The sequence below is a fragment of the Actinospineispora spinosispora DSM 44797 genome (assembly GCF_000429025.1).
Lineage (GTDB): Bacteria > Actinomycetota > Actinomycetes > Mycobacteriales > Pseudonocardiaceae > Pseudonocardia > Pseudonocardia spinosispora.
Genome location: NZ_KE386839.1, coordinates 63678 through 89717 on the forward strand (window position 1 = coordinate 63678; position 26040 = coordinate 89717).

At 70.4% G+C, this 26040-nt stretch carries 24 protein-coding genes; 17 read left to right on the top strand and 7 right to left on the bottom strand.

The window, feature by feature from the left end; all coding sequences use genetic code 11:
* Window positions 1-22: 22 nt before the first annotated feature.
* Both G406_RS53250 and G406_RS0142590 read right to left on the bottom strand, forming a co-directional pair.
* The gene (locus G406_RS53250) at window positions 23-1561 is read right to left on the bottom strand and encodes an MFS transporter (protein WP_051343434.1); all 1539 of its coding nucleotides are present in this window, start codon (window positions 1559-1561) and stop codon (window positions 23-25) included.
* A gap of 7 nt (window positions 1562-1568) precedes the next feature.
* Window positions 1569-2318: an LppX_LprAFG lipoprotein gene (locus G406_RS0142590; RefSeq protein ID WP_028938626.1), complete on the bottom strand. Its 750-nt coding sequence runs from the start codon at window positions 2316-2318 to the stop codon at window positions 1569-1571.
* A gap of 607 nt (window positions 2319-2925) precedes the next feature.
* Between G406_RS0142590 and G406_RS0142595 the strand changes: the two genes are divergently transcribed.
* The 3 genes from G406_RS0142595 to G406_RS0142605 are packed head-to-tail and all read left to right on the top strand — an operon-like array spanning window position 2926 to window position 5489.
* Entirely contained in the window at window positions 2926-3852 is a 927-nt protein-coding gene (locus tag G406_RS0142595) for an ABC transporter ATP-binding protein (RefSeq protein WP_028938627.1), read from the top strand.
* A complete protein-coding gene (locus G406_RS0142600) occupies window positions 3853-4674 on the top strand; it encodes an ABC transporter permease (protein ID WP_028938628.1) in 822 nt (273 codons plus the stop codon).
* Complete coding sequence (locus G406_RS0142605) at window positions 4671-5489, top strand: ABC transporter permease (RefSeq protein WP_028938629.1); 819 nt, start codon at window positions 4671-4673, stop codon at window positions 5487-5489. Before G406_RS0142600 ends, G406_RS0142605 begins: the two co-directional genes overlap by 4 nt.
* Here G406_RS0142605 and G406_RS53255 read toward each other — a convergent pair.
* Together G406_RS53255 and G406_RS0142615 are read right to left on the bottom strand one after the other, a co-directional pair.
* Window positions 5412-5855, bottom strand: coding sequence for an STAS domain-containing protein (locus G406_RS53255; RefSeq protein ID WP_051343435.1), 444 nt, complete (start codon window positions 5853-5855; stop codon window positions 5412-5414). The two genes, G406_RS0142605 and G406_RS53255, sit on opposite strands and share 78 nt — an antisense overlap.
* 22 nt (window positions 5856-5877) lie before the next feature.
* Window positions 5878-6372 carry a DUF6292 family protein gene (locus G406_RS0142615; RefSeq protein ID WP_156935465.1) on the bottom strand — a complete coding sequence of 165 codons (495 nt, stop codon included), beginning with the start codon at window positions 6370-6372 and terminating at the stop codon, window positions 5878-5880.
* 142 nt (window positions 6373-6514) lie between these two features.
* Here G406_RS0142615 and G406_RS0142620 point away from each other — a divergent pair, with 142 nt between their 5' ends.
* The gene (locus G406_RS0142620; protein WP_028938631.1) at window positions 6515-7288 is read left to right on the top strand and encodes a GAF and ANTAR domain-containing protein; all 774 of its coding nucleotides are present in this window, start codon (window positions 6515-6517) and stop codon (window positions 7286-7288) included.
* Between the two features lie 11 nt (window positions 7289-7299).
* Here G406_RS0142620 and G406_RS0142625 read toward each other — a convergent pair whose 3' ends face one another.
* Complete coding sequence (locus G406_RS0142625) at window positions 7300-7671, bottom strand: hypothetical protein (RefSeq protein WP_028938632.1); 372 nt, start codon at window positions 7669-7671, stop codon at window positions 7300-7302.
* A 45-nt stretch (window positions 7672-7716) separates the two neighbouring features.
* Here G406_RS0142625 and G406_RS0142630 point away from each other — a divergent pair, with 45 nt between their 5' ends.
* From G406_RS0142630 to proB, 8 genes are all read left to right on the top strand, one after another.
* Window positions 7717-9648: a TIGR03960 family B12-binding radical SAM protein gene (locus G406_RS0142630; protein WP_028938633.1), complete on the top strand. Its 1932-nt coding sequence runs from the start codon at window positions 7717-7719 to the stop codon at window positions 9646-9648.
* Between the two features lie 8 nt (window positions 9649-9656).
* Entirely contained in the window at window positions 9657-10190 is a 534-nt protein-coding gene (locus tag G406_RS53260) for a GNAT family N-acetyltransferase (protein ID WP_084216874.1), read from the top strand.
* On the top strand, window positions 10190-11068 hold the full coding sequence (locus tag G406_RS53265) for a TIGR03936 family radical SAM-associated protein (RefSeq protein ID WP_084216876.1): 879 nt from the start codon (window positions 10190-10192) through the stop codon (window positions 11066-11068). Before G406_RS53260 ends, G406_RS53265 begins: the two co-directional genes overlap by 1 nt.
* Window positions 11069-11232: 164 nt before the next feature.
* Window positions 11233-14259 (top strand): translation initiation factor IF-2 N-terminal domain-containing protein, encoded by a 3027-nt coding sequence (locus G406_RS0142645; protein ID WP_028938634.1) that lies wholly within the window; start codon window positions 11233-11235, stop codon window positions 14257-14259.
* 197 nt (window positions 14260-14456) lie between these two features.
* Window positions 14457-14765 carry a 50S ribosomal protein L21 gene (gene rplU / locus G406_RS0142650; RefSeq protein WP_028938635.1) on the top strand — a complete coding sequence of 103 codons (309 nt, stop codon included), beginning with the start codon at window positions 14457-14459 and terminating at the stop codon, window positions 14763-14765.
* Window positions 14766-14784: 19 nt separating this feature from the next.
* The gene (gene rpmA / locus G406_RS0142655; RefSeq protein ID WP_028938636.1) at window positions 14785-15045 is read left to right on the top strand and encodes a 50S ribosomal protein L27; all 261 of its coding nucleotides are present in this window, start codon (window positions 14785-14787) and stop codon (window positions 15043-15045) included.
* 98 nt (window positions 15046-15143) lie between these two features.
* Window positions 15144-16658, top strand: coding sequence for a GTPase ObgE (obgE, locus tag G406_RS53270; RefSeq protein WP_084216878.1), 1515 nt, complete (start codon window positions 15144-15146; stop codon window positions 16656-16658).
* The gene (proB, locus tag G406_RS0142665) at window positions 16655-17803 is read left to right on the top strand and encodes a glutamate 5-kinase (protein ID WP_051343437.1); all 1149 of its coding nucleotides are present in this window, start codon (window positions 16655-16657) and stop codon (window positions 17801-17803) included. Before obgE ends, proB begins: the two co-directional genes overlap by 4 nt.
* Before the next feature lie 324 nt (window positions 17804-18127).
* Here the strand turns inward: proB and G406_RS0142670 are convergent, their stop codons facing one another.
* Window positions 18128-19366 (bottom strand): ROK family protein, encoded by a 1239-nt coding sequence (locus G406_RS0142670; protein WP_028938638.1) that lies wholly within the window; start codon window positions 19364-19366, stop codon window positions 18128-18130.
* A 116-nt stretch (window positions 19367-19482) separates the two neighbouring features.
* Here G406_RS0142670 and G406_RS0142675 point away from each other — a divergent pair, with 116 nt between their 5' ends.
* From G406_RS0142675 to G406_RS0142690, 4 genes are read left to right on the top strand one after another with little or no spacing between them, the layout of a single operon-like run.
* Window positions 19483-21003, top strand: coding sequence for a sugar ABC transporter ATP-binding protein (locus tag G406_RS0142675; RefSeq protein WP_028938639.1), 1521 nt, complete (start codon window positions 19483-19485; stop codon window positions 21001-21003).
* The gene (locus tag G406_RS53275; RefSeq protein ID WP_051343438.1) at window positions 20990-22039 is read left to right on the top strand and encodes an ABC transporter permease; all 1050 of its coding nucleotides are present in this window, start codon (window positions 20990-20992) and stop codon (window positions 22037-22039) included. The genes G406_RS0142675 and G406_RS53275 overlap by 14 nt, the downstream gene beginning before the upstream one ends.
* The gene (locus tag G406_RS0142685) at window positions 22036-23091 is read left to right on the top strand and encodes a substrate-binding domain-containing protein (RefSeq protein WP_028938640.1); all 1056 of its coding nucleotides are present in this window, start codon (window positions 22036-22038) and stop codon (window positions 23089-23091) included. Before G406_RS53275 ends, G406_RS0142685 begins: the two co-directional genes overlap by 4 nt.
* Window positions 23091-24242: a Gfo/Idh/MocA family protein gene (locus tag G406_RS0142690; RefSeq protein WP_028938641.1), complete on the top strand. Its 1152-nt coding sequence runs from the start codon at window positions 23091-23093 to the stop codon at window positions 24240-24242. The genes G406_RS0142685 and G406_RS0142690 overlap by 1 nt, the downstream gene beginning before the upstream one ends.
* Here G406_RS0142690 and G406_RS0142695 read toward each other — a convergent pair.
* On the bottom strand, window positions 24239-25150 hold the full coding sequence (locus tag G406_RS0142695; protein ID WP_051343480.1) for an AraC family transcriptional regulator: 912 nt from the start codon (window positions 25148-25150) through the stop codon (window positions 24239-24241). The genes G406_RS0142690 and G406_RS0142695 overlap by 4 nt on opposite strands.
* Window positions 25151-25253: 103 nt before the next feature.
* Here G406_RS0142695 and G406_RS0142700 point away from each other — a divergent pair, with 103 nt between their 5' ends.
* On the top strand, window positions 25254-25898 hold the full coding sequence (locus G406_RS0142700) for a class I SAM-dependent methyltransferase (protein ID WP_028938643.1): 645 nt from the start codon (window positions 25254-25256) through the stop codon (window positions 25896-25898).
* Window positions 25899-26040 lie beyond the last annotated feature (142 nt).

The window sequence follows — 26040 nt, forward strand, 5'->3', positions numbered from 1 at the left end:
GGACCTGGTGGGAATCAACCAGCTAGAAGCGGCCGCGGCACTCACGGCCGGTGACCCGCCGGGTGCCCAGGAAGGCCGTCACGACGGCGCCGGCCAGGCACAGGACGGCGGTGATCCGGAAAATCTCCTGGTACTCGATGAGCAGTGCGGCTTGGACGGCGCGGACGTAGGTGGCCATGTCGGCCGCGAACCGCAGCGGGCTCGTCCCGAACGGGAGCGGAGTGTTCAGGTTCGCGGTGAGCTGGTTGAAGCGGTGCAGACCCCACGCGGACAGCGCCGCGATGCCGATCAACATGCCCGCGGTGCGTGCCACGACCGTGGCCGCCGAGGCGACGCCGTGCCGATCCGAGGGAACCGCGCGCAGCACGGCGGCGGCCACCGGCGCCACCACCAGCCCGAGGCCGACACCGGTGAGAGCGAGGTCCGTCGTCGCCATCGGAAGAGTGAGGGAACCGAGCCGGCGCGTCGCGGTGAGCAGACCGGCCGGCCAGCCGGACATCAGCGCGAAACCGCCGCAGGCGACGAGCATGCCGCCCGAGGCGACCACCGCCTCACCGATCCGGGGTGCCAACAGACCACCCAGCAGCGCACCCACCGGCAGCGCGACCAGGAAACGGACCAGCACCAGTGCGCCGTCGAGCGCAGGGAGCCTGAGGACGGACTCGGCGAACAACTGCACGTCGACCAGCGTCACCATCAGAGCGGCCCCGACCACGAAACTGGCCAGCAGCCCCGCGAGGACCGGTCGGCCGTGCACTCCGCGCGGGTCCAGCAACCGGGTGCTGGATCGCACCTCCCAGCCGATGAACGCCAGCAACGCAACGCCGGCCGCGCCGAGGGTGCCCGGTCCCCACGCCGGCAGCACCGAACGACCGGGATCCGGGTTGTACAGCCCGACCACACCCAGGGCCAGCGCGAGCGCCAGCAGCGCACCGCCGACCAGATCGACCCGGGGGCGCACCGTCGGGTCCGCCCTTCGGCCGGGGATCGCGAAGTGGACCGCGACCAGCGCCACGAGCGCCAACGGCAGATTCACCCAGAACAGCCCACGCCAGCCGATGGCGGCCGCGAGCAACGCGCCGTAGAGCGGCCCGAGGACGCTGCCCAACTGCTCGGCCGCGCTCACCCCACCCAGCGCGGCGGCTCGTCGCCGCTCCGCGACCAGGTCGCTGACCAACGCCATCGTCACCGGCAGCAAGGCGCCGCCGCACAAACCCTGCACCGCCCTGCCGAGCACGACGACGCTGAGCACCGTGCCGCTCGCGGTGATCGCCGACCCCACCGCGAAACCCACCAGGCACAGCTGGATGACGGTGCGCCTGCCGAACCGGTCGGACAGCTGCCCGAGAAGCGGCATCGCCGCCACGTAGCCGAGCAGGTAGCCGGTGACCAGCGGGGTGGCCCGCTCCAGATGGTTCAGCGGGATGCCGAGGTCGCGCACGACGTCGACCAGCACCGTGACGACGACATAGCCGTCCAGCGCGGCGAGCAAAACGGCCAGCCCACCGACACCGATGGCCAGACCGGGCCTCGGCCGGCCCGGCGACTCGCGAGTGCTCATGCGTTGATCAGGCTGGTGGGGTGATCGTGACCGGCGCGTCGAAGTCGGACATCGTGACCGTCACCGGGGCGGTCGGGCCGCCGGGGGCCGCGGCGCTGCTCGTCGGCGCGGGATCGGAGGGCGCGGTGGGGACGTCCAGCTGGGCTCGTACCAGCCGCGAGGTGGCCTTGTCGATCCACACCTTGCCGGAGCTCGTGCCGCTCAGCCCCGGCAGCACCGAGCTGACCAGCGTCGGATCCAGCGACGCGCGAATCCGGTAGGCCGGCGCCCCGTTGACGTCCTCCTCGGCCTCGGTGACCGCGTTGTTCGCCGACCTGACCAGCGCAGGCAGCCCACGGTCGGGGCTGAGCAGCGCCGTCGGGTCGTAGATGCTGGCGGCCAGAGCCAGCGGCAGCTGCTGGTAGTGGCCCGTCGGGCCCTTGAGGAACAGACGGCCGCCGGTGATCACGAACTGGAAGTCGTAGGTGCCCGAGCCCTGGTCGAGAGTGGCCGTGCCGATCGCGTCCCCGGTCGAGGTCAGCTTGCCGTTCGCCGACCTGATCGGGATCGAGGTCAGCGTCGGGTCGACCTGGATGTCCACCGCCGTTGTCTTGATCGCCGACATCGCCGTGGCCGCCTTGTTCAGCAGCTCCGGGGCCGGCGGCAGTGTCGGTCCCGCCGGCGCCGCGCTACTGCACGCCGTGAGGCCGAGCAGCAGGATGAACGCCGCGACGAACGGGGCAACCAGGGACGATCCTCGTGCCGTACGGGAAAGCATGAACAGTAGTCTGCCTGTTCCGCGCGCCATCGTTCCCGGAAGGCCCTCCGGGCCAACCGGGAACGATCCAGGCGGCTCGCCTAACGGCTCGCTGCCTGGGGTTTTTCCTCGCAGGCCCCGCAACCCTTCGGGCTGAGGGGCCCACTCGGAAAAATGTCGCCTTCGGCGACGCGCGCGCTTGGTGCCCCGGCTTGGGAGCCGCCACTCATGCACGACCCGCCTGCGGCGGAACCCCTCCGGGCACCTCTGCGGGGCCACCCGTGAACGCGCGTTCGCCATAAGGAGCCGTGAGTGTTTTGGGTTGCCAGGGCAACCCAAAACACTCACGGCATCTTTTCCGGCTGCGGGTGTACAGGTGTCTTGAAAGTTGGCTCCGCGAGTCTCCGAAGGAGTTCCGGCGAAGGCCGGGCAGTGAATGTCCGCAACCAACCTCGCCGGCTGCCAGGGCGGCTCTCAGGGTGGGCACAAGCGCGCGGTTGGGCGAGTCCTCGAGCCTTTTTTTCTGGGAGTACCCCAGCGAGCGTTTACGCGAGCCGGGGTGGTCACAGAAAAATATCGCGCGGAAAAGGCAGACAAGACTGTCGGTGGGGGCGGTTACCTTCGTGTTGTGTCGGATGCTTTGGTTCAGGCCCGTGGGCTCAGCAAGACGTTCGGTCGGTTCGAGGCCGTCCGGGGCATCGACCTCGATGTGACCAGGGGAGAGGTGTTCGGCTTCCTGGGGCCCAACGGGGCGGGTAAGTCGTCCACCATGCGCATGGTCGCGTGTGTCTCACCGCGTAGTGCCGGGACGCTGCAGATTCTCGGGATGGACCCGGATGTCGACGGGCCGTCGATCCGAGCTCGGATCGGTGTGGTGCCGCAGCAGGACAATCTGGACGCCGAGCTGACCGTCCGGCAGAACCTCGAGGTGTACGGGCGTTACTTCGGGCTGTCGCGGGCGCACGTGCGGGCCAAGGCGCGGGAGCTGTTGGAGTTCGCGCAGCTGACCGACCGGGCGGAGCAGTCGGTCGAGCCGTTGTCCGGAGGCATGAAACGCCGGCTGACGATCGCCCGCTCCCTGGTGAACGACCCGGAGCTGTTGCTGCTCGACGAGCCGACCACCGGGCTCGATCCGCAGGCGCGGCACCTGCTGTGGGATCGGCTCTACCGGTTGAAGCAGCGCGGAGTCACCCAGTTGATCACCACGCACTACATGGACGAGGCGGAGCAGCTGTGTGATCGGTTGGTGGTGATGGACGGCGGGGTCATCTCGGCGGAGGGCTCGCCGTCGGAGCTGATCGCACGGCACTCGACCAGGGAGGTGGTCGAGCTGCGGTTCACCCCGGACGCCGAGCGTCCGGGTGCCGAGCTGCTCGATCGGGTCGCGGAGCGGTTCGAAGAGCTCCCGGATCGGATCCTGCTGTACGCGGCTGACGGGGAGGCGGCGTTGAGCGCGGTTCACCGGGCCGGCGTGTCCCCGGTGTCCAGCCTGGTTCGCCGGTCCACTCTGGAGGACGTCTTCCTCCGGCTCACCGGCCGAAGCCTGGTGGACTAGATGACCGGGACACAGCCCGCGACGGGCCGGGTGCTGCCCAGCTGGCGCGCCACACTGATGATCATGGAGCACTTCTGGATCTGGTACCGCAAGGGCTGGCGGGCCACGGTGGTGTCCAGCGTCGTGCAGCCCCTGCTGTTCCTGCTGGCCTTCGGGGTCGGGTTCGGCACCCTCGTCGACTCGGGTGGCCGGGCCGGGATGGCCACCGGGGGCGTGCCATACCTGGTGTATCTGGCTCCAGGGCTACTGGCGATGTCGGCCGTGCAGACCGCGGCGTTCGAGTCCACCTACCCGGTGCTGTCCGGGTTCAAATGGCAGCAGGTGTACTGGGGGATGGCGGCGTCGCCCATCACGCCGGGTCAGGTCGCCGCCGGTCAGCTGTGCTGGATCGTCGCCAGGATGTTCACCTCCGGTGCGGCGTACGTGGTGGTCATCGCTCTGCTGGGCGGCGTTCTGGGTTTCGGCATCCTGCTCTCGTTGCTCGCCGCGACGCTGTGTGGTGCCGCGTTCGCGGCGCTCACCATGGCGTTCGCCGCGTCGTTGGAGACCGACGGCTCCGCGTTCGCCACGTTCTTCCGGTTCGTGCTGATCCCGATGACGTTGTTCGCCGGCACGTTCTACCCGATCTCCCAGCTGCCGGTGTGGTTGCGACCTCTGGCCTGGGTCACGCCGTTGTGGCACGGCACCGAACTGGCGAGAGCGGCGGCGCTGGGCACGCTGCGCTGGGTGCCGGCGCTGGGCCACCTGGCCTACCTGCTGGTGCTGCTCGCGGTCGGCTGTCGGCTCGTGCGCTGGCGCTTCACCGTGCGGCTGGCCCGATGAACGCGCCGGTGGACACCGCGCCGCTGCTGCGCATCCTGCCCATCGGGGGTTACGCGGGTCGGGCGCGCATGCTGGTGGTCCGGTCGGCGCTGGCCTATCGGCGGGCCTGGCTGGCGTTCGTGTCCGGCTTCTTCGAACCGGTGTTCTACCTGCTGGCGCTCGGTCAGGGGCTCGGCTCGCTGGTCGGTGTCCTGCCGGGGCCGGACGGCTCGCCGATCAGCTACGCGGCGTTCATCGCACCGGGGCTGCTCGCCGCGTCGGCGATGAACGGCGCCGTATTCGACTCGACGTTCGCGGTGTTCTTCAAGCTGCGCTACGCGAAGCTGTACGACGCGATGCTGGCGACGCCGCTCGGTCCGGTCGACATCGCGTTCGGCGAGATCGGGTGGGCGTTGCTGCGCGGTGGGCTCTACTCGCTCGGGTTCCTGTCGGTCATGGGCGCGTTCGGCCTGCTCACCTCGCCGTGGGTGCTGCTGGCGCTGCCCGCCGCGCTGCTGATCGCGTTCGCGTTCGCGGCCGTCGGGATGGCGTGCACGACGTTCATGCGGTCCTGGCAGGACTTCGACCTGGTCCAGCTCGCGATCATGCCGATGTTCCTGTTCTCGACGACGTTCTTCCCTCTGTCGGTCTACCCGAGGGCGCTGCAGCTGCTGGTGGAGTGCCTACCGCTGTTCCACGCGGTCGAGCTGATGCGCGCCTTCACCACCGGGATCGTCGGGCCCGGCGTGCTCGGGCACCTAACGTACTTCGTGGTGATGGCCGCGATCGGGGCCGTCGTGGCCGCCCGCAGGCTGGACGTTCTGCTCCTGAAATGAGCGTGCGTCCGCAACCGTGTCACACAGGACGAGTATCCGGTCCAGGCCGGCGATTTGGATCGGTCGGCGAGCGGCCTGGGTCGGGCCGACGACGACACGCAGCCGCGTGTCGCTACGCTGCGCGGCGTCCGTGGCCGTGACCAGCGTGGCGAGGCCGTGCGAGTCGAGGAAGTCGACCCCGGTCAGGTCCAGCACGACGACCCGGCCGGCGGACTCGCTGATCGCGTGTCGTGCCGCGGTCAGCAGCTCGGGGGAGCTGAGCATGTCGACCTCGCCCCGCACCGAGACCAGCACCACGTCCGCATCCGCTCGACGGTCGATGCCGAGTGGCTCGGGGGCGAACCGGTCGTAGGTTCGAGAGTTCATCGCGCGGCGTGGCCCATCTGTCTCACTGCGAACCGCCGGTCACCTGCTGGGTGAGTGCCGTGATCAGCTCGTCGTCGGTGCCGACGAGCCGGTAGCGGCGCAGGGACGGCTCCACCGTGCCCAGCTCGACGCTGTGGGTGAGGAAATCAGCCACCTCGGCGCAACCGGGGGCGAGCTCACCGGGCAGGTAGCGGCGCGCCCGGACGGAACCGGCGGACGGCGAACCGGGTTGTGCCCACCAGCCGAGCTCCTCGTGCCAGCCGGCGCGGATGGTCCGGTTCGGGTCCATGCCGGGTGAGCGCAATTCGATGCTTGCGCACAGCGCCTGTTGGGGTCCAGGGGACTGGACGCGGGCGCCGACCACGGTGACCTCGCGCAGCGCGAGCTCGTCCTGAACGGACCGCAGGTAGGCGGCGAGCGAGCGGGCGCAGCGTTCCGGGGACCGTGCCTCCGCGACACACAGCGGTGCACGGGAGTACGGGCGGCGGTGTTCACGACGGGTGTGTGCGGTGGTCAACGGGTGCCTCACAGGATCAGGTCACCGGTGTACGGGGCACACGGGTGACTCGAATTGGGAGACCGCAGCTGACTGTGTAACCGAGGCTGTCGGAATCTTAGCCGCACCGCCGTCGCGGTTGCCACAACGAGAACACGTCGCGGTGACCGACTCCGTGTGGTTGGCTCACGCCGTGAGCCCTGACCTGTTGTCCCTCGGCCAGGAGCTGGCCGAGATCGCCCGGCTGGTCGAGGACGACGACCTCGAGACGACGATGCGACGTTACGTCGACCGGATCGTGAGTACGGTGCCCGGCTGCGACCACGCCATGATCACGGTTGGTACCGCCAACGGGCTGGAGACGGTGGCTGGGTGGATCGACCCGGATCTGCTCCAGGGGCACGCGGACCAGGCCGTTCCGGCGAATCCGATCGCCGATGTGCTGGAGTTCCGCGAGCCGAGGCGGCTGGTCGACGTCGGGTCCGAGAAGCGGTGGCCGGACTTCACCGCACGGATGGCGGACGCCGGTTTCCGCAGCGCCCTCATGTTGCCGCTGGCGGCGACCACGGAGCCGTCCGCGGTACTGACCCTGCTGTCGAAGAGCGGGGACCAGTTCGCCGACACGTCGTACGACCTGGTGATGCTCTTCGCGCTCAACGCCGGTGTCGCTTTCGACAACATCAGCCTCTACCGCGACAGCACCTCGCTCGTGGGGCACCTGCGTTCCGCGCTGCGGACCCGCTCGACGATCGGGCAGGCGCAAGGGTTGCTGATGTCGCGTTACGCCTACACGTCGGACCGGGCGTTCCAGGCGCTCAGGATCTCCTCGCAGCATCGCAACATCAAGCTGCGCGACGTCGCGTCAGCGTTGGTCGAGGCCCACGACGGCGAGCGTCTGGAGGAGGCGTTGTCCGAGTACGGTCTCGATCCGGTCTGACCGGGCCGGCGTCAGATCCGGTCGAGCAGCCACGAGGGGCCGAGCACCGAGGCACCTTCGGCGAGGACACGATCGCGCAGGCCTCGGTCGGCGGTGATCACCGTGGAGGCTCCGTCGCGCGTCAACGCCGCCACCTGCTCGACGATCGTCGAGTCGCCGTCGCGTTCGGCGTGAACCACCGTCAGACCGGCGCCGATCCGCCCCTCGGCGACGCCCGGCCGGGCAGCGCCTTCCACCACGACGAGGACCGGTCCGTCCAGCGTCCCGGCCTCCAGCGCGGCCTCGACGGCGGCCACCAGACGCGCGGCGGCACCGGCACGGTCGCGCCACCAACCGTCCGGCCGCGAGCCGACCACGTTCGCCGCATCGACGACCAGAGTCATGTGCGCCATCCTGTCAAGTGCCTGGACGGTCTACGCTAGGGCGGCGTGAGTGTGGAATCTGTCTTTCCGGCGCTGGAACCACTGCTGCCCCGGGTGGGAAAACCCGTGCAGTACATCGGTGGTGAGCTGAACAGCACCGTCAAGGACTGGGAATCGGCCGCCGTGCACTGGGCGCTGATGTACCCGGATGCCTACGAGGTCGGCCTCCCCAACCAGGGTGTCATGATCCTCTACGAGCTGCTCAACGAGCAGCCCGACGTGCTCGCCGAGCGCGCCTACGCGGTCTGGCCGGACCTCGAGGCGTTGATGCGTGAGCACCACGTGCCGCACTTCACCGTGGACAGCCACCGCCCGCTGGGCGCGTTCGAGGCCATCGGTGTCAGTTTCTCCACCGAGCTCGGGTACACGAACCTGCTGACCGCGCTGGACCTCGCGGGGATTCCGCTGCACGCGGCCGACCGCACCGACGAGCACCCGTTCGTCATCGCGGGCGGGCATGCCGCGTTCAACCCGGAACCGATCGCGGACTTCATCGACGCCGCCGTGCTCGGCGACGGCGAGGAAGCGGTGCTCGACATCACCGAGGTACTGCGGCGGGGCACGCAGCGTCAGGCAGGCCGCGCCGAGGTGCTGCGCAGGCTGGCCGAGACCCCGGGCGTGTACGTCCCGGGGCTCTACGACGTGACCTACCGCGAGGACGGCGGGATCGCGGCGATCGCGCCGAAGGAGCCGAGGGCGCCGAAACGGATCACCAAGCGCACGACGATCGATCTCGACGAGTGGCCCTACCCGAAGAAGCCGCTGGTGCCGCTCGCCGAGACGGTGCACGAGCGGATGAGTGTCGAGATCTTCCGGGGCTGCACTCGGGGCTGCCGATTCTGCCAGGCCGGCATGATCACCCGCCCGGTCCGCGAGCGGTCGCTCGCCGGGATCGGCGAGATGGTCGAGCAGGGCCTCAAGGCAAGCGGCTTCGACGAGGTCGGTCTGCTGTCGCTGTCCAGCGCGGACCACTCGGAGATCGCGGAGATCACCAAGGGACTCGCCGACCGCTACGAGGGCAGCAACACCACGCTGAGCCTTCCCTCGACGCGGGTCGACGCGTTCAACATCGACCTGGCGAACGAGGTGTCCCGCAACGGGCGCCGCTCCGGGTTGACCTTCGCGCCGGAGGGCGGCTCGGAACGCATCCGACGCGTGATCAACAAGATGGTGTCGGAAGAGGACCTGATCCGTACCGTGAGCGCCGCGTTCGCGCAGGGCTGGCGGCAGGTGAAGCTGTACTTCATGTGCGGTCTGCCCACCGAGACCGACGAGGACGTGCTGGAGATCGCCGGCATGGCGCACCGGGTGATCAAGGCCGGGCGCGAGGCCAGCGGTCGCAACGACGTGCGCTGCACGATCTCGATCGGCGGCTTCGTCCCGAAGCCGCACACGCCGTTCCAGTGGGCGGCACAGTGCGACCCGGACACGATCGACGACCGGCTGCGCAAGCTGCGTGCCGCGGTGAACTCCGACCGGCGGCTCGGTCGCAACATCGGCATGCGCTATCACGACGGCAAGCCCAGCCTGATCGAAGGCCTGCTGTCCCGGGGCGACCGCCGGGTGGGCCGGGTCATCGAACGGGTCTGGCGTGACGGTGGCCGGTTCGACGGCTGGAGCGAACACTTCGACTACCAGCGGTGGATCGACGCGGCGGGCGCCGAGCTGTCGCCGCTCGGGGTCAGCCTCGACTGGTTCACCACCCGGGAACGGTTCCAGGACGAGGTACTGCCCTGGGAGCACCTGGACTCGGGCCTGGACCCGGACTGGCTGTGGGACGACTGGCAGGACGCACTGGCCTCACGCGAGCAGGACGACTGCCGGTGGACACCGTGCTTCGACTGCGGCGTGTGCCCGTCGACCGGGACCGACATCCAGGTCGGCCCCAGTGGCACGACCCTGCTGCCGTTGACCCCGGTCGCTCCCAGCGGTGGCTGAACCCCGCGATGGCTGATCTGGGCCCTCCGGTGACCGTCCGGGTGGCCGACGACCGGGATCTTCCCGCGTTGGCCAGGCTGCGGCGGCAATGGGCGGCCGAACGCGCGGGTGAGATGCCCGACGACAGCTTCGACCGGACCTTCGAGGCGTGGTGGCGTACCGAGCTGCCTCGTCGCACGTTCTGGCTGGCCGAGGCGGGTTCGGAGCGCACCGGGTTCACCGCGGTCGGCTCGCTGAACGTCGTGGAGGTGGGCAACATGCCCAGTCCCGGCGCTCGGGCGGGCCGCTGGGGCTACGTCGGCAACGCGTTCGTGCTCGCCTCGTTCGCGGACCGGGGCGTCGCCGCCGCGTTGCTCGCCGAGGCCGTCGAACACGCCAAGGCGCGTCGCTACCAGCGCCTCGTGCTGCGGCCGACGGCCCGCAGCACCCCGTTCTACCTGCGTTACGGATTCACCCCGGCCGGGGAGGGGATGTTGATGTTCGTACCGAACGCGACCCCCGCCGGTCAGGACACCACCGATCCGGAAGAGAGCAACAGCTGATGGCCAAGGCACCTGAGAAAGGTGTGGCACCCAACCCGGCGCCGCCGACCCGCTACAAGGTGCGGGTCCGGTTCGCCAAGCGCGGACGGTTGCGGTTCGGTTCGCACCGGGACGTGGCCCGCGCGTTCGAGCGTGCCGTTCGGCGCGCCCGGATCCCGGTGTCGCGCTCGCACGGCTTCAACCCGCACCCCAGGCTGTCCTGGGCCGGTGCCGCTCCGACCGGGACGGCGAGCGAAGCCGAGTATCTAGAGATCGGCCTGACCGAGCCGGTTGCCCTGGAACGGTTGATCGCGGATCTGGACGAGGCGCTGCCGGACGGGCTGGACGTCCTCGACGCGGTGGAGATCGAACTGGGGTCGCCGGCGCTGGCCGAGCTGATCAACGGGACGCGCTGGCGGATCAGCCTGCCCGGGATCGAGCCCGCCGAGCTGAGTGCCGCGCTCGAGGCGTTGCTCGCCGAGGAATCCGTGATCGCACAGCGCACGACGAAGAACGGTTCGAAGCCCGTCGATGTGCGTGCCGCCCTGGTGAGCGCGTCGGTGGAAGGGCCGGTAGGAGCGCCGACGAGTGGTCATGATCAGGATGTTGAGCCTTCGACTGATACTTTCGGCGCACCTTGTGCGATAATGGGCGCGGTTGTTCGGCAGACCACACCTGCTGTTCGACCCGACGACGTGTTGGCCGCGCTCCAGATCGTCGCGGGCCTCAGGCCGCCAGTACCGCCGGTTGCGGTACGGCTGGCTCAGGGTCTGCTCGACGACAGTGGGTGCCTTGTCGATCCGTTCGCCACCGGCCGGGTGACCACCTCGGCGGTGACGGAAGGGTCCGGTGCGCAAAACGCGCTGGCAGTTGGCGAGCAGCACGGCGTTGTGACCTAGTCGGCGCGGGCCCGGGTGACGTCTCCCGAGCTTCAAGAACGTGAGCGTTGTCGTGGTGTTCGTGGTCACAGGATTGCTGCCCCACCTGCATGGGGGAGGCAGAAAAAGCTAGGTCCCTGAGCGGCCGCCTTCCCCCAGAGGGCGCCCGGGGGCGAAGGAGCTGCATGTCCGATATCGACGTGCCCGCCGGCGAGGCCGGCGGGCTCAACAACGTATCCGCATCACCGGAGCTGCCCGCGCGCCTGCGCGTGCACGCACTGGCGAAGCTGATCTCCACGACGAGCCGCCAGGTGCTGGACACCCTCATCGAGCTGGGTACCCCGGCGAAAGGTGTGCAGTCCAGCATCGATCGCGAGACCGCCGCGCGGGTGATCGAGAAGCTGGCCCCCGAGGGGCTGGCCTCGTCCACCGCCGAGGAACCGGTCGACGCCGCCTCGGTCGAACAGGCCCCGGAGGCGCCGGCCGTACCGGCGTTCGACGAGCCGAACCCGGCGGGGAACGCACCGCTCGGGCTGTTCGCGGCCGGCGTGGGCACCCCCGCCGCGCAGGACGAGCCGGCCGCTGAGGCATCCGGTGCCCTGCCGCTGTTCGCGGCGCCGAGCCCGATGTTCCTTCCGCCGGAGCCGCCCGCGGCGCGCAAGCCCTCCCGTAAGCAGGCTCCGGTCGAGGCCGAACCGCTGCCCTCGGCCGAGAGCGTCGGTGAGGACGACGAGGACGACTCGGCGGACAGCTCGGACGACGGCGGTGACACGAAGCGTCGCCGTCGCCGGGGTCGCCGCGGTCGCGGCCGTGGCAAGGGCACCGAGGACGGAACCGACGAGGACAACTCGGACAGCTCGGCCTCCGACGACGCCCCCGCTGCCGACGGCGAGGACACCGCGGCCCAGACGGCCAAGGCCGAGGACGCGGACGCCGAGGACGACTCGGACGACTCGGCGGAGAACTCCGGCGACGAGTCCGGCGCCGGCTCACGCCGTCGTCGGCGCAGGCGTCGCCGCAAGGACGGCGACAGCTCGTCCGACTCCTCCGACAACGACACGGACGACCCGCCGAACACCGTCACGAAGGTCCGCGAACCCCGCTCGAAGAACGAGAGCGACAGCTCGGACAGCGGCAACCAGGGGATCCAGGGTGTCCGGGGCTCGACCCGGCTGGAGGCCAAGCGCCAGCGGCGCAGGGACGGGCGTGACGCCGGACGGCGTCGTGCCCCGGTGCTGTCCGAGGCCGAGTTCCTGGCCAGGCGCGAGTCGGTGGAGCGGACCATGGTCGTCCGCCAGCGCGGTGAGCGCTCCGAGGTCGGGGTGCTCGAGGACGGCGTTCTGGTCGAGCACTTCGTGACCAGCTCTGGTGGCACATCCCTGGTCGGCAACGTTTACCTGGGCCGGGTCCAGAACGTCCTGCCCAGCATGGAGGCGGCGTTCGTCGACATCGGCCGAGGCCGCAACGCGGTGCTCTACGCCGGTGAGGTCGACTGGGACGCGGCCGGCCTCGCGGGCAAGGCGCGGCGCATCGAACAGGCACTGTCCAGCGGCGACAGCATCCTGGTGCAGGTCACCAAGGACCCGATCGGCCACAAGGGTGCTCGGCTGACCACCCAGATCAGCCTGCCCGGCCGGTTCCTCGTCTACGTGCCGTCCGGCGGCACGCACGGCATCAGCCGCAAGCTGCCCGACACCGAGCGGCGCCGCCTCAAGGATCTGCTCAAGGAGATCGTCCCCGACGACGCCGGTGTGATCATTCGCACCGCGTCGGAAGGCGTGAGCCAGGAAGCGCTGGAGCGCGACGTGCGCCGGCTGCAGGCCCAGTGGGACGTCGTCAAGACCAAGGCGGACGCCGCGAAGGGCTCGTCCAAGTCGAAGTCGCCCGAGCTGCTCTACGAAGAGCCGGACCTGATGATCAAGGTCGTGCGTGACCAGTTCAACGAGGACTTCGCCACGCTCGTCGTCGAAGGTGACGACGCGTGGGACACGCTGCACGCCTACGTCAGCCACGTGGCGCCGGAGTTGACCGAGCGCCTGCACCGGCACGTCGGTACCAGTGACGTGTTCACCGAGCACCGCATCGACGAGCAGCTGCTGAAGGCGCTGGACCGCAAGGTCTGGCTGCCCTCCGGCGGCACGCTGGTCATCGACCGCACCGAGGCGATGACCGTCATCGACGTCAACACCGGCAAGTTCACCGGCTCCGGCGGCAACCTCGAGGAGACCGTCACCAGGAACAACCTGGAGGCGGCCGAGGAGATCGTGCGCCAGCTGCGGCTGCGCGACATCGGCGGCATCATCGTGATCGACTTCATCGACATGGTGCTCGAGTCGAACCGGGACCTGGTGCTGCGCAGGCTCACCGAGTGCCTCGGCAGGGACCGCACCCGGCACCAGGTGGCCGAGGTCACCTCGCTGGGTCTGGTCCAGATGACCCGCAAGCGGGTCGGCGTCGGGCTGCTCGAGGCGTTCTCCACCCCGTGCGAGCACTGCCGGGGCCGGGGCGTCGTCGTGTCCTCCGACCCGGTCGAGCCGAAGGGCGACGGCGGGGCCCAGCACGGCTCCGGCGGTGGCCGCAGGCGCGGTCGCGGCGGTGACCACGGCGACAGCGGCGGTGCCGGCAACAGCGGCGGTGCCGGCAACGGCGGTGGCGGACACAACGGCCAGAACGGCAACGGCAACGGCGGGAACGGCAACGGCGGCAACGGGAACGGGAACGGCCGCCGCAAGGGCGGGGGACCCCAGGGCTCCGCGCCCGCCGCGTCCACCGCCCCCGAGACCGAGCCGGTGTCCGGTGACGTCGACCACGGCGGCACGGCGCCGAACGGCACGTCGGTGCACTCCACGCCGCCCCGCCAGCTGGCCGGGGTGGCCGTGGTCGCGGCCGCGACGGGCCACGCAACCGCCACCAAGGCCGATGACGCCCCGGCGGCACAGACCGAGGTGTCGCACCCGGCGGTCCGCACCGAGACGGCTGCCGCACCCGCTCCGGCGGCTGACGCCGTCGAGGAGCAGGTAGCCGTCGAGGCGCCCGGCGTGCCGGTGACACCGCCCCAGGAGGCGCCCAGCGCCGAGCAGGCGGCACCGAGCGCTCCGGTCGAGTCCGAACCCGTCGCGCCGCCGGTCCCGGCGGAGACGTCCGCTCGGCCCGCGCGCAGACGTCGTCGCGCGGCGTCTCGACCTGCCGGTCCGCCAGTGGTCGGTGAGTGATGTGATCCCCGGGTCGGAAAGCGGACCCGGTTTGACCCTCTGTCAGACCGGCCCGTACTCTGGACTCTCGACAGCCGCGTCAGCGGATGCTGATGCTGGCGGTAGACCGGCTCGGGGACATAGCACCTGCAAAGGTGCCACTGTCGGAGTCCGTGTCACCGTAAGCCCCACAAACGTCTAGGAGTCGTGCGTCAACGATGTACGCGATCGTTAAAACCGGCGGCAAGCAGTACAAGGTCGCGGTCGGTGACGTGCTCACCGTCGAAAAGCTCGATGCCAAGGATGGCGCCGAGGTGAGCTTCCCGGCCGTACTGGTCGTGGACGGCTCCGACCTGACCACGGATGCTGCCGCACTTGCCGCCTACTCGATCACCGGAACGGTGGTCGGCCAGGCCAAGGGCCCGAAGATTCACATCCACAAGTTCAAGAACAAGACCGGCTACCACAAGCGACAGGGTCACCGTCAGAAGCTGACCCGTGTCGAGGTCACCGGGATCTCGAAGTAACGAAGGAGGCGACAACGTCATGGCACACAAGAAGGGCGCCTCCAGCTCCCGGAACGGCCGCGATTCCAACGCGCAGCGTCTGGGCGTGAAGCGTTTCGGCGGGCAGAACGTCAGCGCGGGCGAGATCCTGATCCGCCAGCGCGGCACCAAGTTCCACCCCGGTGACGGCGTCGGTCGCGGTGGCGACGACACGCTGTTCGCGCTGGTGGCCGGAGCCGTCGAGTTCGGGAGCAAGCGCGGTCGCAAGACCGTCAACATCGTGCCGGGCGCCGGGGAATAGGGCCCGCACCGCACAGCGTCTATACCGAGAGGGCGGGTCCGGCTATCACCGGCCCGCCCTTTCGTTCTGTCCAGACCCGCTCTACCCAAGGAGGTGCAATGTCACGGTTCGTGGATCGCACCTCGCTGCGCGTGATGGCCGGCGACGGTGGCAACGGATGTGCTTCGGTGCACCGGGAGAAGTTCAAGCCGCTCGGTGGCCCGGACGGCGGCAACGGTGGTCGGGGCGGTGACGTGGTGTTCGTCGTGGACCCGGGCGTGCACACGCTGCTGGACTTCCACTACCGGCGCCAGGCCCGCGCGGGCAACGGCAAGCAGGGTCGGGGCGGCAACTGCAGCGGCGCGATCGGCGAGGACCTGCTGCTGTCCGTGCCGGACGGCACCGTCGTCCTCGACGAGAACGGTGAGCAGCTTGCCGACCTGATCGGCGCCGGCACCCGCTTCGTCGCCGCCCAGGGCGGTAAGGGCGGGCTGGGGAACGCGGCGCTCGCATCGGCCGCGCGCAAGGCACCCGGGTTCGCGTTGCTCGGTGAGTTGGGCGAAGAGCACGAGTTGGTGCTCGAGCTGCGTTCGCTCGCGGACGTCGGGCTCGTGGGCTTCCCCTCCGCGGGCAAGTCCTCGCTGGTCGCCGCGCTGTCCTCGGCTCGTCCCAAGATCGCCGACTATCCGTTCACCACGCTCGTTCCGCAGCTGGGCGTCGTGACCACGGGTGAGCAGACGTTCACCGTCGCCGACGTGCCCGGGCTGATCCCCGGAGCAGCCGACGGTCGTGGACTCGGGCTGGAGTTCCTCCGCCACATCGAGCGTTGCGCCGTGCTGGTCCACGTCGTGGACTGCGCCACCATGGAACCGGGCCGTGACCCGGTGTCGGACATCGACGCGCTGGAGACCGAGCTCGCGCACTACACCCCAGGTCTGGGTGGTGAGCTGGCGAGCCGTCCCCGAATCGTGGCGCTCAACAAGATCGATGTGCCGGACGCCAAGGACCTGGCCGAGATGGTCACCGAGGAGATCGGCAAGCGAGGCTGGCCGGTCGTGTCGATCTCCACCGCGAGCCATGCCGGGTTGCGTGAGCTCACCTACCTGATGGCCGACCGGGTCGTGACCTATCGGGCCAGCCTGCCGGCTCCTGAGGCGACCAGGCTGGTAATCCGGCCTCGTGCCGTGGGCGAGACCCAGTTCACCGTCGAGCCCGACCCCACCGAGGAAGGTGCCTTCGTCGTGCGCGGCGAGAAGCCGGAGCGCTGGGTCAAGCAGACCCAGTTCGACAACGACGAGGCCGTCGGGTACCTCGCCGACCGGCTGGCCAGGCTCGGTGTCGAGGACGCGTTGGCCAAGGCCGGTGCGAAGCCCGGCGCCCCGGTCACGATCGGCAGCATGACGTTCGACTGGGAGCCGTCCACACCGTCCGGCGCGATGATGACGATGGGCAGCCGGGGTACCGACCTGCGGATCGACCGCGACACCCGTCCCGGCGCCGACGAGCGGCTCAAGGCGAAGAAGGCGCGCCGCGTGCACAACGACGAGTGGGACCGCCACGTCTGGGAGAACCTCGACGAGAGCGCCGGCGGCGGCACTGCCGAGGGGAAGGATCTGACGGAGTCGGAGCGGTGAGCACCACTGCCTCACCTGTCGCTCTCGGTACCCGCCAGCAGATCGCCGCCGCGAGCCGCGTGGTGGTCAAGGTCGGCTCTTCGTCGCTGACCAGCCTGAACGGCGGCCTCGACCACAGCAGGCTGGACCGCCTGGTCAACGCGCTCGCCGCGCGCCGCTCGGCGGGATCCCAGGTCGTACTGGTCTCTTCGGGCGCCATCGCGGCCGGTCTGGCGCCGCTCGGGCTCCGTCGCCGGCCTCGTGACCTCGCCACCCAGCAGGCAGCGGCGAGCGTCGGTCAGGTGCAGCTGGCGCACGCCTACGCGGCCTCGTTCGCGCGGCACACGGTCACGATCGGTCAGGTGCTGCTCACCGCGGATGACGTGATCCGGCGTGCGCACTACCGCAACGCGCAACGCACGCTCGGCAGGTTGCTGGCACTCGGCACGCTGCCGGTCATCAACGAGAACGACGCGGTCGCCACCGACGAGATCCGGGTCGGTGACAACGATCGGCTCGCGGCGCTGGTCGCGCATCTCGTCGGTGCTGACGCGCTCGTGCTGCTGTCCGATGTCGACGGTCTCTACGACGGCGACCCGAGGACGCCGGGGGCGACGTTGCTGGCACAGGTCGACGACCTCGCCGCGTTGGAGGCAGTCGACGTGGACACGCCGGGAGCCTCCGGGCTCGGGCGCGGGGGAATGGCCACCAAGATCGATGCGGCTCGGATGGCGGCCAGCGCGGGGATTCCGGTCCTGCTGGCCGCCGCCGACGACGCCGCGTCCGCGCTGGACAACACCGCGGCTGGACCGACCGTGGGCACCGCGTTCCGGGGTGAGGGGCAGCGGCTGTCGGCCCGGCGCTTCTGGCTACGGCACGCGGCCGACGTGCGGGGGCGGCTCGATCTCGACGAGGGAGCGGTCGCCGCCGTGCTCAACCGGCGGCGGTCGCTGCTGGCCGCGGGAGTGCACGGGGTGTCGGGGGAGTTCGTCGCGGGGGACGTCGTGGACCTCGTCGGGCCTTACGGGGTGGTCGTGGCTCGAGGGGTCGTCGCGTTCGACGCTTCGGAGCTGCCCGCGTTGATCGGACGGCGCACCCGGGACCTGCCGCCGGAGTTCCGGCGGGAGCTGGTTCACGCCGACGACCTGGTTCCGCTGCGGGGCTGAGCTCACGGCTCCTCGGCTTCGCCTTGTGGCTGGGTTCCTCCGTCCCCGACTCCAAGGCATCTCGGCTGCGCCGTCGACTCGTGAGTGGCAAGGGCGCCTATAGGCGCCCGGATCACTCACGACGGAAAAGCTGTCGTGAGTGCTCCGAGCGCCTACGCCTTCGGCGCCCCTGCGGGGTAGACGCCCTTGCCACTCACGGGGGACCCGCCTCTCGTGAGGGGTGAGGCCGTCTACCCCGGAGGGGCGCGAAGCGTAGCCGGAGTGGGCACTCACGACACGCTTTTCGTCGTGAGGGTCCGGTCCGGCTATAGGCGGCCTCAGCACTCACGAGGACCCCGTGGCGGCTAGCGCCTCGATGCCCTCCGGGGACAAGGTTTGTTCTATTCCCAGGACGGCCGCACCCGCGACTCCCGCGTACTCGCCCAGGACGCTGTTGGCGAGCACCAGGTTGCGGGTCGCCAGCGGCAGCGCCCGCTGGTAGACCACCGCGCGGATACCGGCGAGCAGCTCGTCGCTCGCCGCCGCCACCGAACCACCGATCGTCACCCGCGCCGGGTTGTAGAAGTGCACCAGCGTCGCGACCACCTCACCGATCAGGCCCGCGGCCTCCCTGACCAGGCCGAGCGCGGTCGCATCACCGCCGGACACGAGCGTCCGGGCCTGGTCCAGCGAGGTCCCGAGACGTCGTGCGATGGCCGCCGCCGACGCGACCGCCTCGATGCAGCCGACGTTGCCGCACACACAGCGCACGTCCGGGGCACCCCGCACCCGGACGTGACCGATGTCGCCGGCCGCACCGTCGGCGCCGTGATGCAGGACGCCGGTCCGGGTGATCAGGCCGCCACCGATACCGGTGCCGACCTTCACGAACAGCAGCGGAGCCTGGTCGGCGGGCAGCGCCCGGGCTTCGCCGAGCGCGCGCAGGTTGACGTCGTTCTCCAGCAGCACCGGGCAGTCGAACGACCGACGCAGCCGTGCGGCGACCGGGTACTCGTGCCAGCCGGGCATGATCGGTGGCCGCACCGGAACACCACGGACCCCGTCGACCGGGCCCGGCACACCGATCACGACAGCACGCACCGGCGCGATGGTCGGCAGCGGCGCACGTAGCTCGTCGAGCCGGGCTTCGATGGTGTCGAGCACCCTGTCCGGCCCGTCGGACACGTCGATCGTGACGTGCGTGTGGGCGTGCAGCCGCTGGCTCAGGTCGACGACGGCGAGATAGGCGCCGTGCGCGCCGAGATCGGCGATCAGTACGTAACCACCGTCCGGGCGCAGCGCCAGACGGTCCGCCGGCCTGCCGCGTCCCGGTGTGGGCCGTAGCCCGTCCAGCCGCAGGACGCCGCCGGACAGCAGCTCGTCCACGCCGGTGCTGACGGTCGTGCGCGCGAGGCCCGCGGCGTGCACCAGATCGGCTTTGCTCGCCGCCGTTCCGGAGGCGACCAGCCGGGCGAGGGTGCTCAGGGTGACGGCCCGGTTCGCCGCCGCGTCGGTCCGGGTGGAGCGGGCGGACAGCACGGGGACGCTCAGCCGCAGAGAGGGCAACGGCGACGGTTCGAGCATCGAGCCAGCTCCTGCCAGCGATTATGACCTAAAAATAACCGAGAACAACATTATTCGGTCCTTGTACGGCATTGGTCAATCCTCGGAGACTGCTCTAAACACGACGAGGTGGGGCGATGACGAGTACCGACCGACCGCTGCTGCGGATGCGTGGCATCGTCAAGCAGTTCCCCGGCGTGCGCGCGCTCGACGGCGTCGACCTGGAGGTGACGGCAGGCGAGGTGCATTGTCTGCTCGGCCAGAACGGTGCGGGCAAGTCCACCCTGATCAAAGTGCTCGGCGGGGTGCACCAGCCGGATGCCGGCACGATCGAATGGGACGGCGGCCCGGTCACGCTCGGTTCGCCGCAGGCGGCGGACGCGACCGGCATCGCCACCATCCACCAGGAGCTGGACCTGGTTCCCTGGCTGACGGTGGCGCAGAACATCGTGCTCGGCCACGAGCCCGCCCGCCTGGGGTTCACCCGCTCGGGCCGAGCCGAGGACCTCGCGGCGACGCTGCTGCGCAGGCTCGGTCACCCGGAGATCCCGGTACGCCGTGAGGTCGGGCGGCTCCCGGCCGCCGGGCAGCAGGTCGTGAGCATGGCCCGTGCGTTGTCCCGCGACGCACGGCTCATCGTGATGGACGAACCCTCCGCCGTGCTGGACGCCGACGAGGTGGACAACCTGTTCCGGGTCGTGCGTGAGCTCACCGACTCGGGCGTCGCGGTCGTCTACATCTCCCATCGGCTGGAGGAGATTCGCCGGATCGGGGACCGGGTCACGGTCTTGAAGGACGGTCGCACCGTCGCGGCCGACCTACCGGCGCGTTCGACGCCGACCGCGCAGGTCATCCGGCTGATGACCGGAACCTCCACCGAGCACGTCATCCCGCCGAGGGCGACCCGCTCGATCGGTGACGTGGTTCTCGACGTGAGCGAGCTGGGCCGGGTGGGTGAGTTCACCGACGTGTCGTTGACCGTGCGGGCGGGGGAGATCGTCGGGCTGGCGGGGCTGGTGGGCTCCGGCCGCTCGGAGATCCTGGAGACGATCTACGGCGCGCGTCGGGCGACCAGCGGGTCGGTGCGGGTCGGGGGGCGCGAGCTGCGCACCGGCTCGGTGCCAGCCGCCGTCCGCGCCGGGATGGGGCTGTGCCCCGAGGAGCGCAAGAGCCAGGGGCTGTTGCTGACCGAGCCGATCGCACGCAACGTGTCGCTGCCGGTGCTGCGCCGGTTCGCCAAGGCCGGCTGGCTGCGTGCCGACGCCGAACTGGACGCCGCGCGCGAGGTCATCACCCGGCTCGACGTCCGTCCCGCCGACCCGTCCCGCCCGGTGCGCACGTTGTCCGGCGGCAACCAGCAGAAGGTCGTGCTGGCCCGCTGGCTGCTCACCGGATGCTCGGTGCTGCTGCTCGACGAACCGACCCGAGGCGTCGACGTGGGTGCCCGGACCGAGATCTATGCGTTGATCCGGCAGCTCGCCGGGCAGGGAGTGGCTGTGGTGCTGGTGTCCAGCGACGTACCGGAGGTGCTCGGTCTCGCCGACCGGGTCCTGGTCGTGAGGGACGGCCGGGTCGTCCACGAGGCGCCGGGAGGCGTGCTGGACGAGGCGGCTGTCCTCGACCTGGTGATGGAGGGGAGCCGCGATGAGCGTGCATGACCTACCCGCCGACGAGCTCGTCGTCCCGGCCGGCGCTGGCCGGGCGGTGGCCGCGCGGCGCGCGCGGCTGTCGGAGCTGCTGGACACCGGGCCGGGCCGCAATCTCGGCCTGGCCACCGTGCTCGTGGTGTTGTGCCTGATCGGGGTCGCCACCGCCGACACGTTCCTCACCACCGCGAACCTGCTGGTGATCATGACGTCTGCCTCGATCATCGGGGTGCTCACCGTCGGCGTGACCATGGTGATCATCGGCGGCGGCATCGACCTGTCCGTCGGGAAGGTCATGGCGCTGGCCTCGGTGTGGGCGACCACCGTGGCGACCCAGTCGTTCGGCCCGGTCGTGATGATCCTGTGTGCGCTGGCCGTCGGCGCCGGGGCCGGGCTGGTCAACGGGCTGCTCGTGGCCTACGGCCGCATCGTGCCGTTCATCGTCACGCTCGCCATGCTGATCTCCGCGCAGGGACTCGCCGAACGCATCTCCGGCAAACGCAGCCAGATCGTCACCGACCCGACGATCGCCGCCATCGCCAGCACCCGGGTTCTGGGCGTTCCGCTGCTCGTCTACATCTTCGCGGTGGTGGTCGCGCTCGGCTGGGTGCTGCTCAACCGCACCACGTTCGGCAGGCACACCGCCGCGATCGGCGGCAACCCCGAGGCCGCGCGCCTCGCCGGCCTCGACGTCCGCAGGCACACCGTGCTGCTCTACGTCGTGTCCGGACTGTGCTGCGGCATCGCCGCGATCATGATCGCCTCGCTCACCACGACCGGCTCCAGCACCCACGGCACGCTCTACGAGCTGGACGCGATCGCGGCGGTGATCATCGGCGGGACGCTGCTGTCCGGCGGCAGGGGCACTCTCGTCGGCTCCATCCTCGGGGTGCTGGTGTTCACGACCATCACCAACCTGTTCGTGCTCAACAACCTCGCCAGCGAGGTCCAGAACATCGCCAAGGGCGCGATCATCGTCGCCGCGGTGCTCGTCCAGGCCCGTGCCCAACGGACCAAACCGTCTCCACGACACCAGGAGGACAAGTGAGTCTCGACGCAGGCCTGCGGCGCAGGGGGTTCCTGGCCGGCGCTCTCGGCGTCGGTGCCACCGCCGCGCTGACCGCATGCACCAGCAACGAAGCGGCGGCTCCGTCCGGCGGAGGCGTCGGAGCGTCGGGTGGCAACGCCGCTGCCCCGGGCCGCCCGGTGACGATCGGCTTCTCGGCTCCCGCCGCCGACCACGGGTGGGTCGCCGCCATCGCGAAGAACGCTCAGGCGCAGGCCGCCCAGTACCCGGACGTGACGTTCGAGGCGGTGAACCCGACCAACGACATCACCCAGCAGATCGCCGCCGTACAGACCTTGATCAACAAGAAGGTCGACGCACTGGTCATCCTGCCCAACGACGGCAGCCAGCTCACCTCGGTCGGCCGCGACGCCATGCGTGCCGGCATCCCGGTGATCAACCTCGACCGGGTCTTCGACTCCGCGCTGGCCTACCGGACCTGGATCGGCGGCGACAACTACGGCATGGGGGTCAGCGCCGGCACCTACATCGGCACCCGGTTGAAGGCCGCCGGCGTGGCCAACCCGGTGATCGGCGAGATCGCCGGCATCGACAATCTGCCGCTGACCCAGGCGCGCAGCAAGGGCTTCACCGACGCGCTGGCCGACTTCGGGTTCACTGTCGGCCCGCGCCAGGCCGCCGACTTCACCGCGCAGGGTGGCCAACGGGTCGCGGCGAACCTGCTGCAGGCCGCGCCGAAACTGGACGCGTTGTGGAACCACGACGACGACCAGGGGATCGGGGTGCTCGCGGCGATCGCGCAGGCCGGGCGCGGCGAGTTCTTCATGGTCGGCAGTGCCGGGTCGACCAACGCGATGCAGGCGATCCAGGCGGACAACACGGTCCTGAAGGCCACCGTCACCTACAGCCCGTCCATGGCGTCCTCGGCGGTCGCGCTCGCCCGGTTGGTCGCGCAACGCCGGGGGATGGGCGACCTGGTGGAGAAGGAGGTGCCGGCCTCGATCACGCTGGCGTCCGCGACGGTGACCAAGGACAACGTCGTCGACTACCTGCCGCTCGGGTTCGCGTCCTGATGGCGGTGCCACAGCCACCGGTGCTCGGGGTCGGCATGGTCGGCTACGCGTTCATGGGTGCCGCGCACTCGCACGCCTGGCGTACCGCCGGCCGGTTCTTCGACTTGCCCCTCGCGCCCGAGCTGACCGCGTTGTGCGGCCGTGACGCCGTCTCGGCGTCGGCGGCGGCCGCCCGGCTCGGCTGGGGTTCGGTGGAGACCGACTGGAAGGCACTCGTCGCGCGCGACGACATCGCGTTGGTCGACATCTGCTCACCCGGCGACACCCACGCCGACATCGCCATCGCGGCGCTCGCCGCCGGCAAGCACGTGCTGTGCGAAAAACCGCTGGCCAACACGGTCGCCGAGGCGCGCGCCATGGCCGAGGCGGCGGACCGGGCGGCGGAGCGCGGCGTGCGCAGCATGGTCGGGTTCAGCTATCGCAGAGTCCCCGCGCTGGCGCTGGCCAGGCGGCTGGTGGAGCAGGGCAGGCTCGGCGAGATCCGCCACGTGCGGGCGGCCTACCTGCAGGACTGGATCGTGGCCCCGGAATTCCCGCTGGTCTGGCGGCTGCGGCGGGAGGTCGCCGGGTCCGGGGCGCTCGGCGACATCGGCGCCCACATCGTCGACCTCGCCCAGTACCTGACCGGCGACCGGCTCACCGGCGTGTGCGCGATGACGGAGACGTTCATCCGGGAACGGCCGCTGCCCGATTCGGACGGCGCGGTCGGCACCGTGACGGTGGACGACACCGCCCTGTTCCTCGGCCGGTTCACCGGCGGCGCGGTGGCGAGCTTCGAGGCGACGCGGTTCGCGGCCGGGCGCAAGAACTCGCTGCGCATCGAGCTCAACGGCAGCCGTGGCTCGCTGGCGTTCGACCTGGAGGCGATGAACGAGCTGCAGTTCTACGACGGCACGGACGATCCGGACATCGCCGGGTTCCGGCGCATCCTGGTCACCGAACCGAGCCATCCCTACGTCGGTGCGTGGTGGCCGCCCGGGCACCTGCTCGGCTACGAGCACACGTTCACCCACCAGGCAGTGGACCTGGTGAACGGCATCGGAGCCGGTACGGACCCGGCTCCGTCGTTCGCCGACGGGCTGCAGGTGCAGCTGGTTCTGGACGCGGTCGAACGCTCGGCGGCGAGCGACGGAGCCTGGCACGCGGTCTAGTCCCGGCGGCGCCACTCGCGCGGTGGAACGGCGTGCCCACGGCGGAAGACCCTGGCGAAGTAGCCGCTGTCCGGGTAGCCGACCGCGCGTCCGATCTCGGCGATCGACAGCTCGGTCTCCGACAGGAGCCTGCGCGCCTCGGTCATGCGGCGTTCGGTGATCCAGTCCTGCACCGTGCGGCCGGTCCGGCGGCGGACGGTCGTGGTGAGGTGGCCGGGGCTGAGGCTCACCGCGCGGGCCACGTCGGCGAGCGAGAGCTGCTCGGAGTACCGGCGCTCGATCACCGCGAACACGTCGGCCAGCAGCCCCTCGTTGTTCAACCTCAGGTCGCCGCTGACGTCGTTCGCCAGGCGCGCGACGCTGACCAGCAGCAACACGAGATGGGCGAGTGCCGCGTGCCGATAGCCGTCGCGGCACTCGGCCAGCTCTGTCTCGATCGCGTCGATGCCGGTGACCCAGGCCCGTCTCTCCTCGACGGGCACCCGCAGCCGGGTGATGCCCCGGGCGCTACCCCGGACGAACGGGAACAGCAGCGGATGAGCCCGCCAGGACAGCAGCGGTCCCGGACGGTCGGGCCCCAGCGCCTCGGGGGTGAAGAAGACGCCGCTGGCCGCCGCATCGGCGAGGGACGCGCGTTCGCCGAGCCCGACGACGTCGCCCGGCGCGATGACGAACAGGTCACCGGTGTCGATCGGGCTGACCTCACCGCCCTGGTGCAGGAAGCCGCCGCCGCGCTCGAAGTAGACGAGTGCGGGGAAGTCGTGTGTATGGGGTTCGTCCTGGGCGCGGTGGCGGGTGGCCCGGTCGACGCGCACGACCGATACCGGCGGAGCCGCCGGATCGTGGACATAGGTGAAGAGCGGCGGCCCCCCTCGACGCCGGTCCACCCGGCGAGTGTTCACCGACATGACCGGAAGATAGTCCCTATGGAGCCGAGTTCTCGACGACTCGGAGCTGATGACATCGCCGAACATGGGACGTGCACCCCACGTATCGTCCCAGGAGGCTGTCATGAGCGACCAGGTCCACCAGCACGACCATCCGTACCTGTCCGGGCTGGGCGTGCAACGGCTGCTGCCGTTCTATGACCTCGTCGGGTTCCTGCTGGGCATGCGGACCGACCACGGCGCGCTCGTCGAGCAGGCGGACCCTCCGAGATCGGGACAGGTGTTGGAGATCGGGTGCGGCACCGGGAACCTGGCACTGCTGGCGAAGCGGATGCGCCCGGACCTGGAGTTGGTCGGGATCGACCCGGACCGGGCGGCGGTGGACAGGGCCACCCGGAAGGCGGGCGGACGGGTCCGCTTCGACCACGGATACGGACAGGAGCTGCCCTACCCGGACGAGTCCTTCGACCGGGTGCTGTCCGCGTTCATGCTGCACCACCTGACCAGTGAGGTACGGTCCGCGACGCTCGCCGAGAGCCGCCGGGTACTGCGGCCAGGGGGCAGCCTGCACGTCGTGGACCTCGGAGGCCATGTGCACGCGAGTAACGGCGTCGTAGCGAGGCGTCAACTGCGATCGCAACGGCTGGCCGACAACCTCGGCGATGCGATCCCCGAGGCCCTGCGCGCAGCGGGCTTCACCGAGGTGACCGAACGAGGCCACCGGCACGCCCGGCTCGGCCGCGTCACCTACTACCGCGCGACCCGCTAGCCACACAGCGCCCAGCCCATGAATGACCACGAAAGTGGAACGACACTAGGCCACGACTAAGTCGGCTCCGCGAGTCTCCGTAGGAGTTCCGGCGAAGGCAGCAACCCAGTCCGGTAACGGCTGAGTCGGCTCCGCGAGTCTC

What these genes read in the sequence shown, in the direction of transcription:
- G406_RS0142695 (WP_051343480.1), bottom strand. Translation starts at nt 25,150, where the DNA reads ATGTCGGTGAACACTCGCCGGGTGGACCGGCGTCGAGGGGGGCCGCCG.
- G406_RS53250 (WP_051343434.1), bottom strand. Translation starts at nt 1,561, where the DNA reads ATGAGCACTCGCGAGTCGCCGGGCCGGCCGAGGCCCGGTCTGGCCATC.
- G406_RS53260 (WP_084216874.1), top strand. Translation starts at nt 9,657, where the DNA reads ATGGCTGATCTGGGCCCTCCGGTGACCGTCCGGGTGGCCGACGACCGG.
- G406_RS53275 (WP_051343438.1), top strand. Translation starts at nt 20,990, where the DNA reads ATGAGCGTGCATGACCTACCCGCCGACGAGCTCGTCGTCCCGGCCGGC.
- G406_RS0142700 (WP_028938643.1), top strand. Translation starts at nt 25,254, where the DNA reads ATGAGCGACCAGGTCCACCAGCACGACCATCCGTACCTGTCCGGGCTG.
- G406_RS53265 (WP_084216876.1), top strand. Translation starts at nt 10,190, where the DNA reads ATGGCCAAGGCACCTGAGAAAGGTGTGGCACCCAACCCGGCGCCGCCG.
- G406_RS0142690 (WP_028938641.1), top strand. Translation starts at nt 23,091, where the DNA reads ATGGCGGTGCCACAGCCACCGGTGCTCGGGGTCGGCATGGTCGGCTAC.
- rpmA (WP_028938636.1), top strand. Translation starts at nt 14,785, where the DNA reads ATGGCACACAAGAAGGGCGCCTCCAGCTCCCGGAACGGCCGCGATTCC.
- G406_RS0142675 (WP_028938639.1), top strand. Translation starts at nt 19,483, where the DNA reads ATGACGAGTACCGACCGACCGCTGCTGCGGATGCGTGGCATCGTCAAG.
- G406_RS53255 (WP_051343435.1), bottom strand. Translation starts at nt 5,855, where the DNA reads ATGAACTCTCGAACCTACGACCGGTTCGCCCCCGAGCCACTCGGCATC.
- G406_RS0142670 (WP_028938638.1), bottom strand. Translation starts at nt 19,366, where the DNA reads ATGCTCGAACCGTCGCCGTTGCCCTCTCTGCGGCTGAGCGTCCCCGTG.
- G406_RS0142600 (WP_028938628.1), top strand. Translation starts at nt 3,853, where the DNA reads ATGACCGGGACACAGCCCGCGACGGGCCGGGTGCTGCCCAGCTGGCGC.
- rplU (WP_028938635.1), top strand. Translation starts at nt 14,457, where the DNA reads ATGTACGCGATCGTTAAAACCGGCGGCAAGCAGTACAAGGTCGCGGTC.
- G406_RS0142625 (WP_028938632.1), bottom strand. Translation starts at nt 7,671, where the DNA reads ATGACTCTGGTCGTCGATGCGGCGAACGTGGTCGGCTCGCGGCCGGAC.
- G406_RS0142590 (WP_028938626.1), bottom strand. Translation starts at nt 2,318, where the DNA reads ATGCTTTCCCGTACGGCACGAGGATCGTCCCTGGTTGCCCCGTTCGTC.
- G406_RS0142645 (WP_028938634.1), top strand. Translation starts at nt 11,233, where the DNA reads ATGTCCGATATCGACGTGCCCGCCGGCGAGGCCGGCGGGCTCAACAAC.
- G406_RS0142605 (WP_028938629.1), top strand. Translation starts at nt 4,671, where the DNA reads ATGAACGCGCCGGTGGACACCGCGCCGCTGCTGCGCATCCTGCCCATC.
- obgE (WP_084216878.1), top strand. Translation starts at nt 15,144, where the DNA reads ATGTCACGGTTCGTGGATCGCACCTCGCTGCGCGTGATGGCCGGCGAC.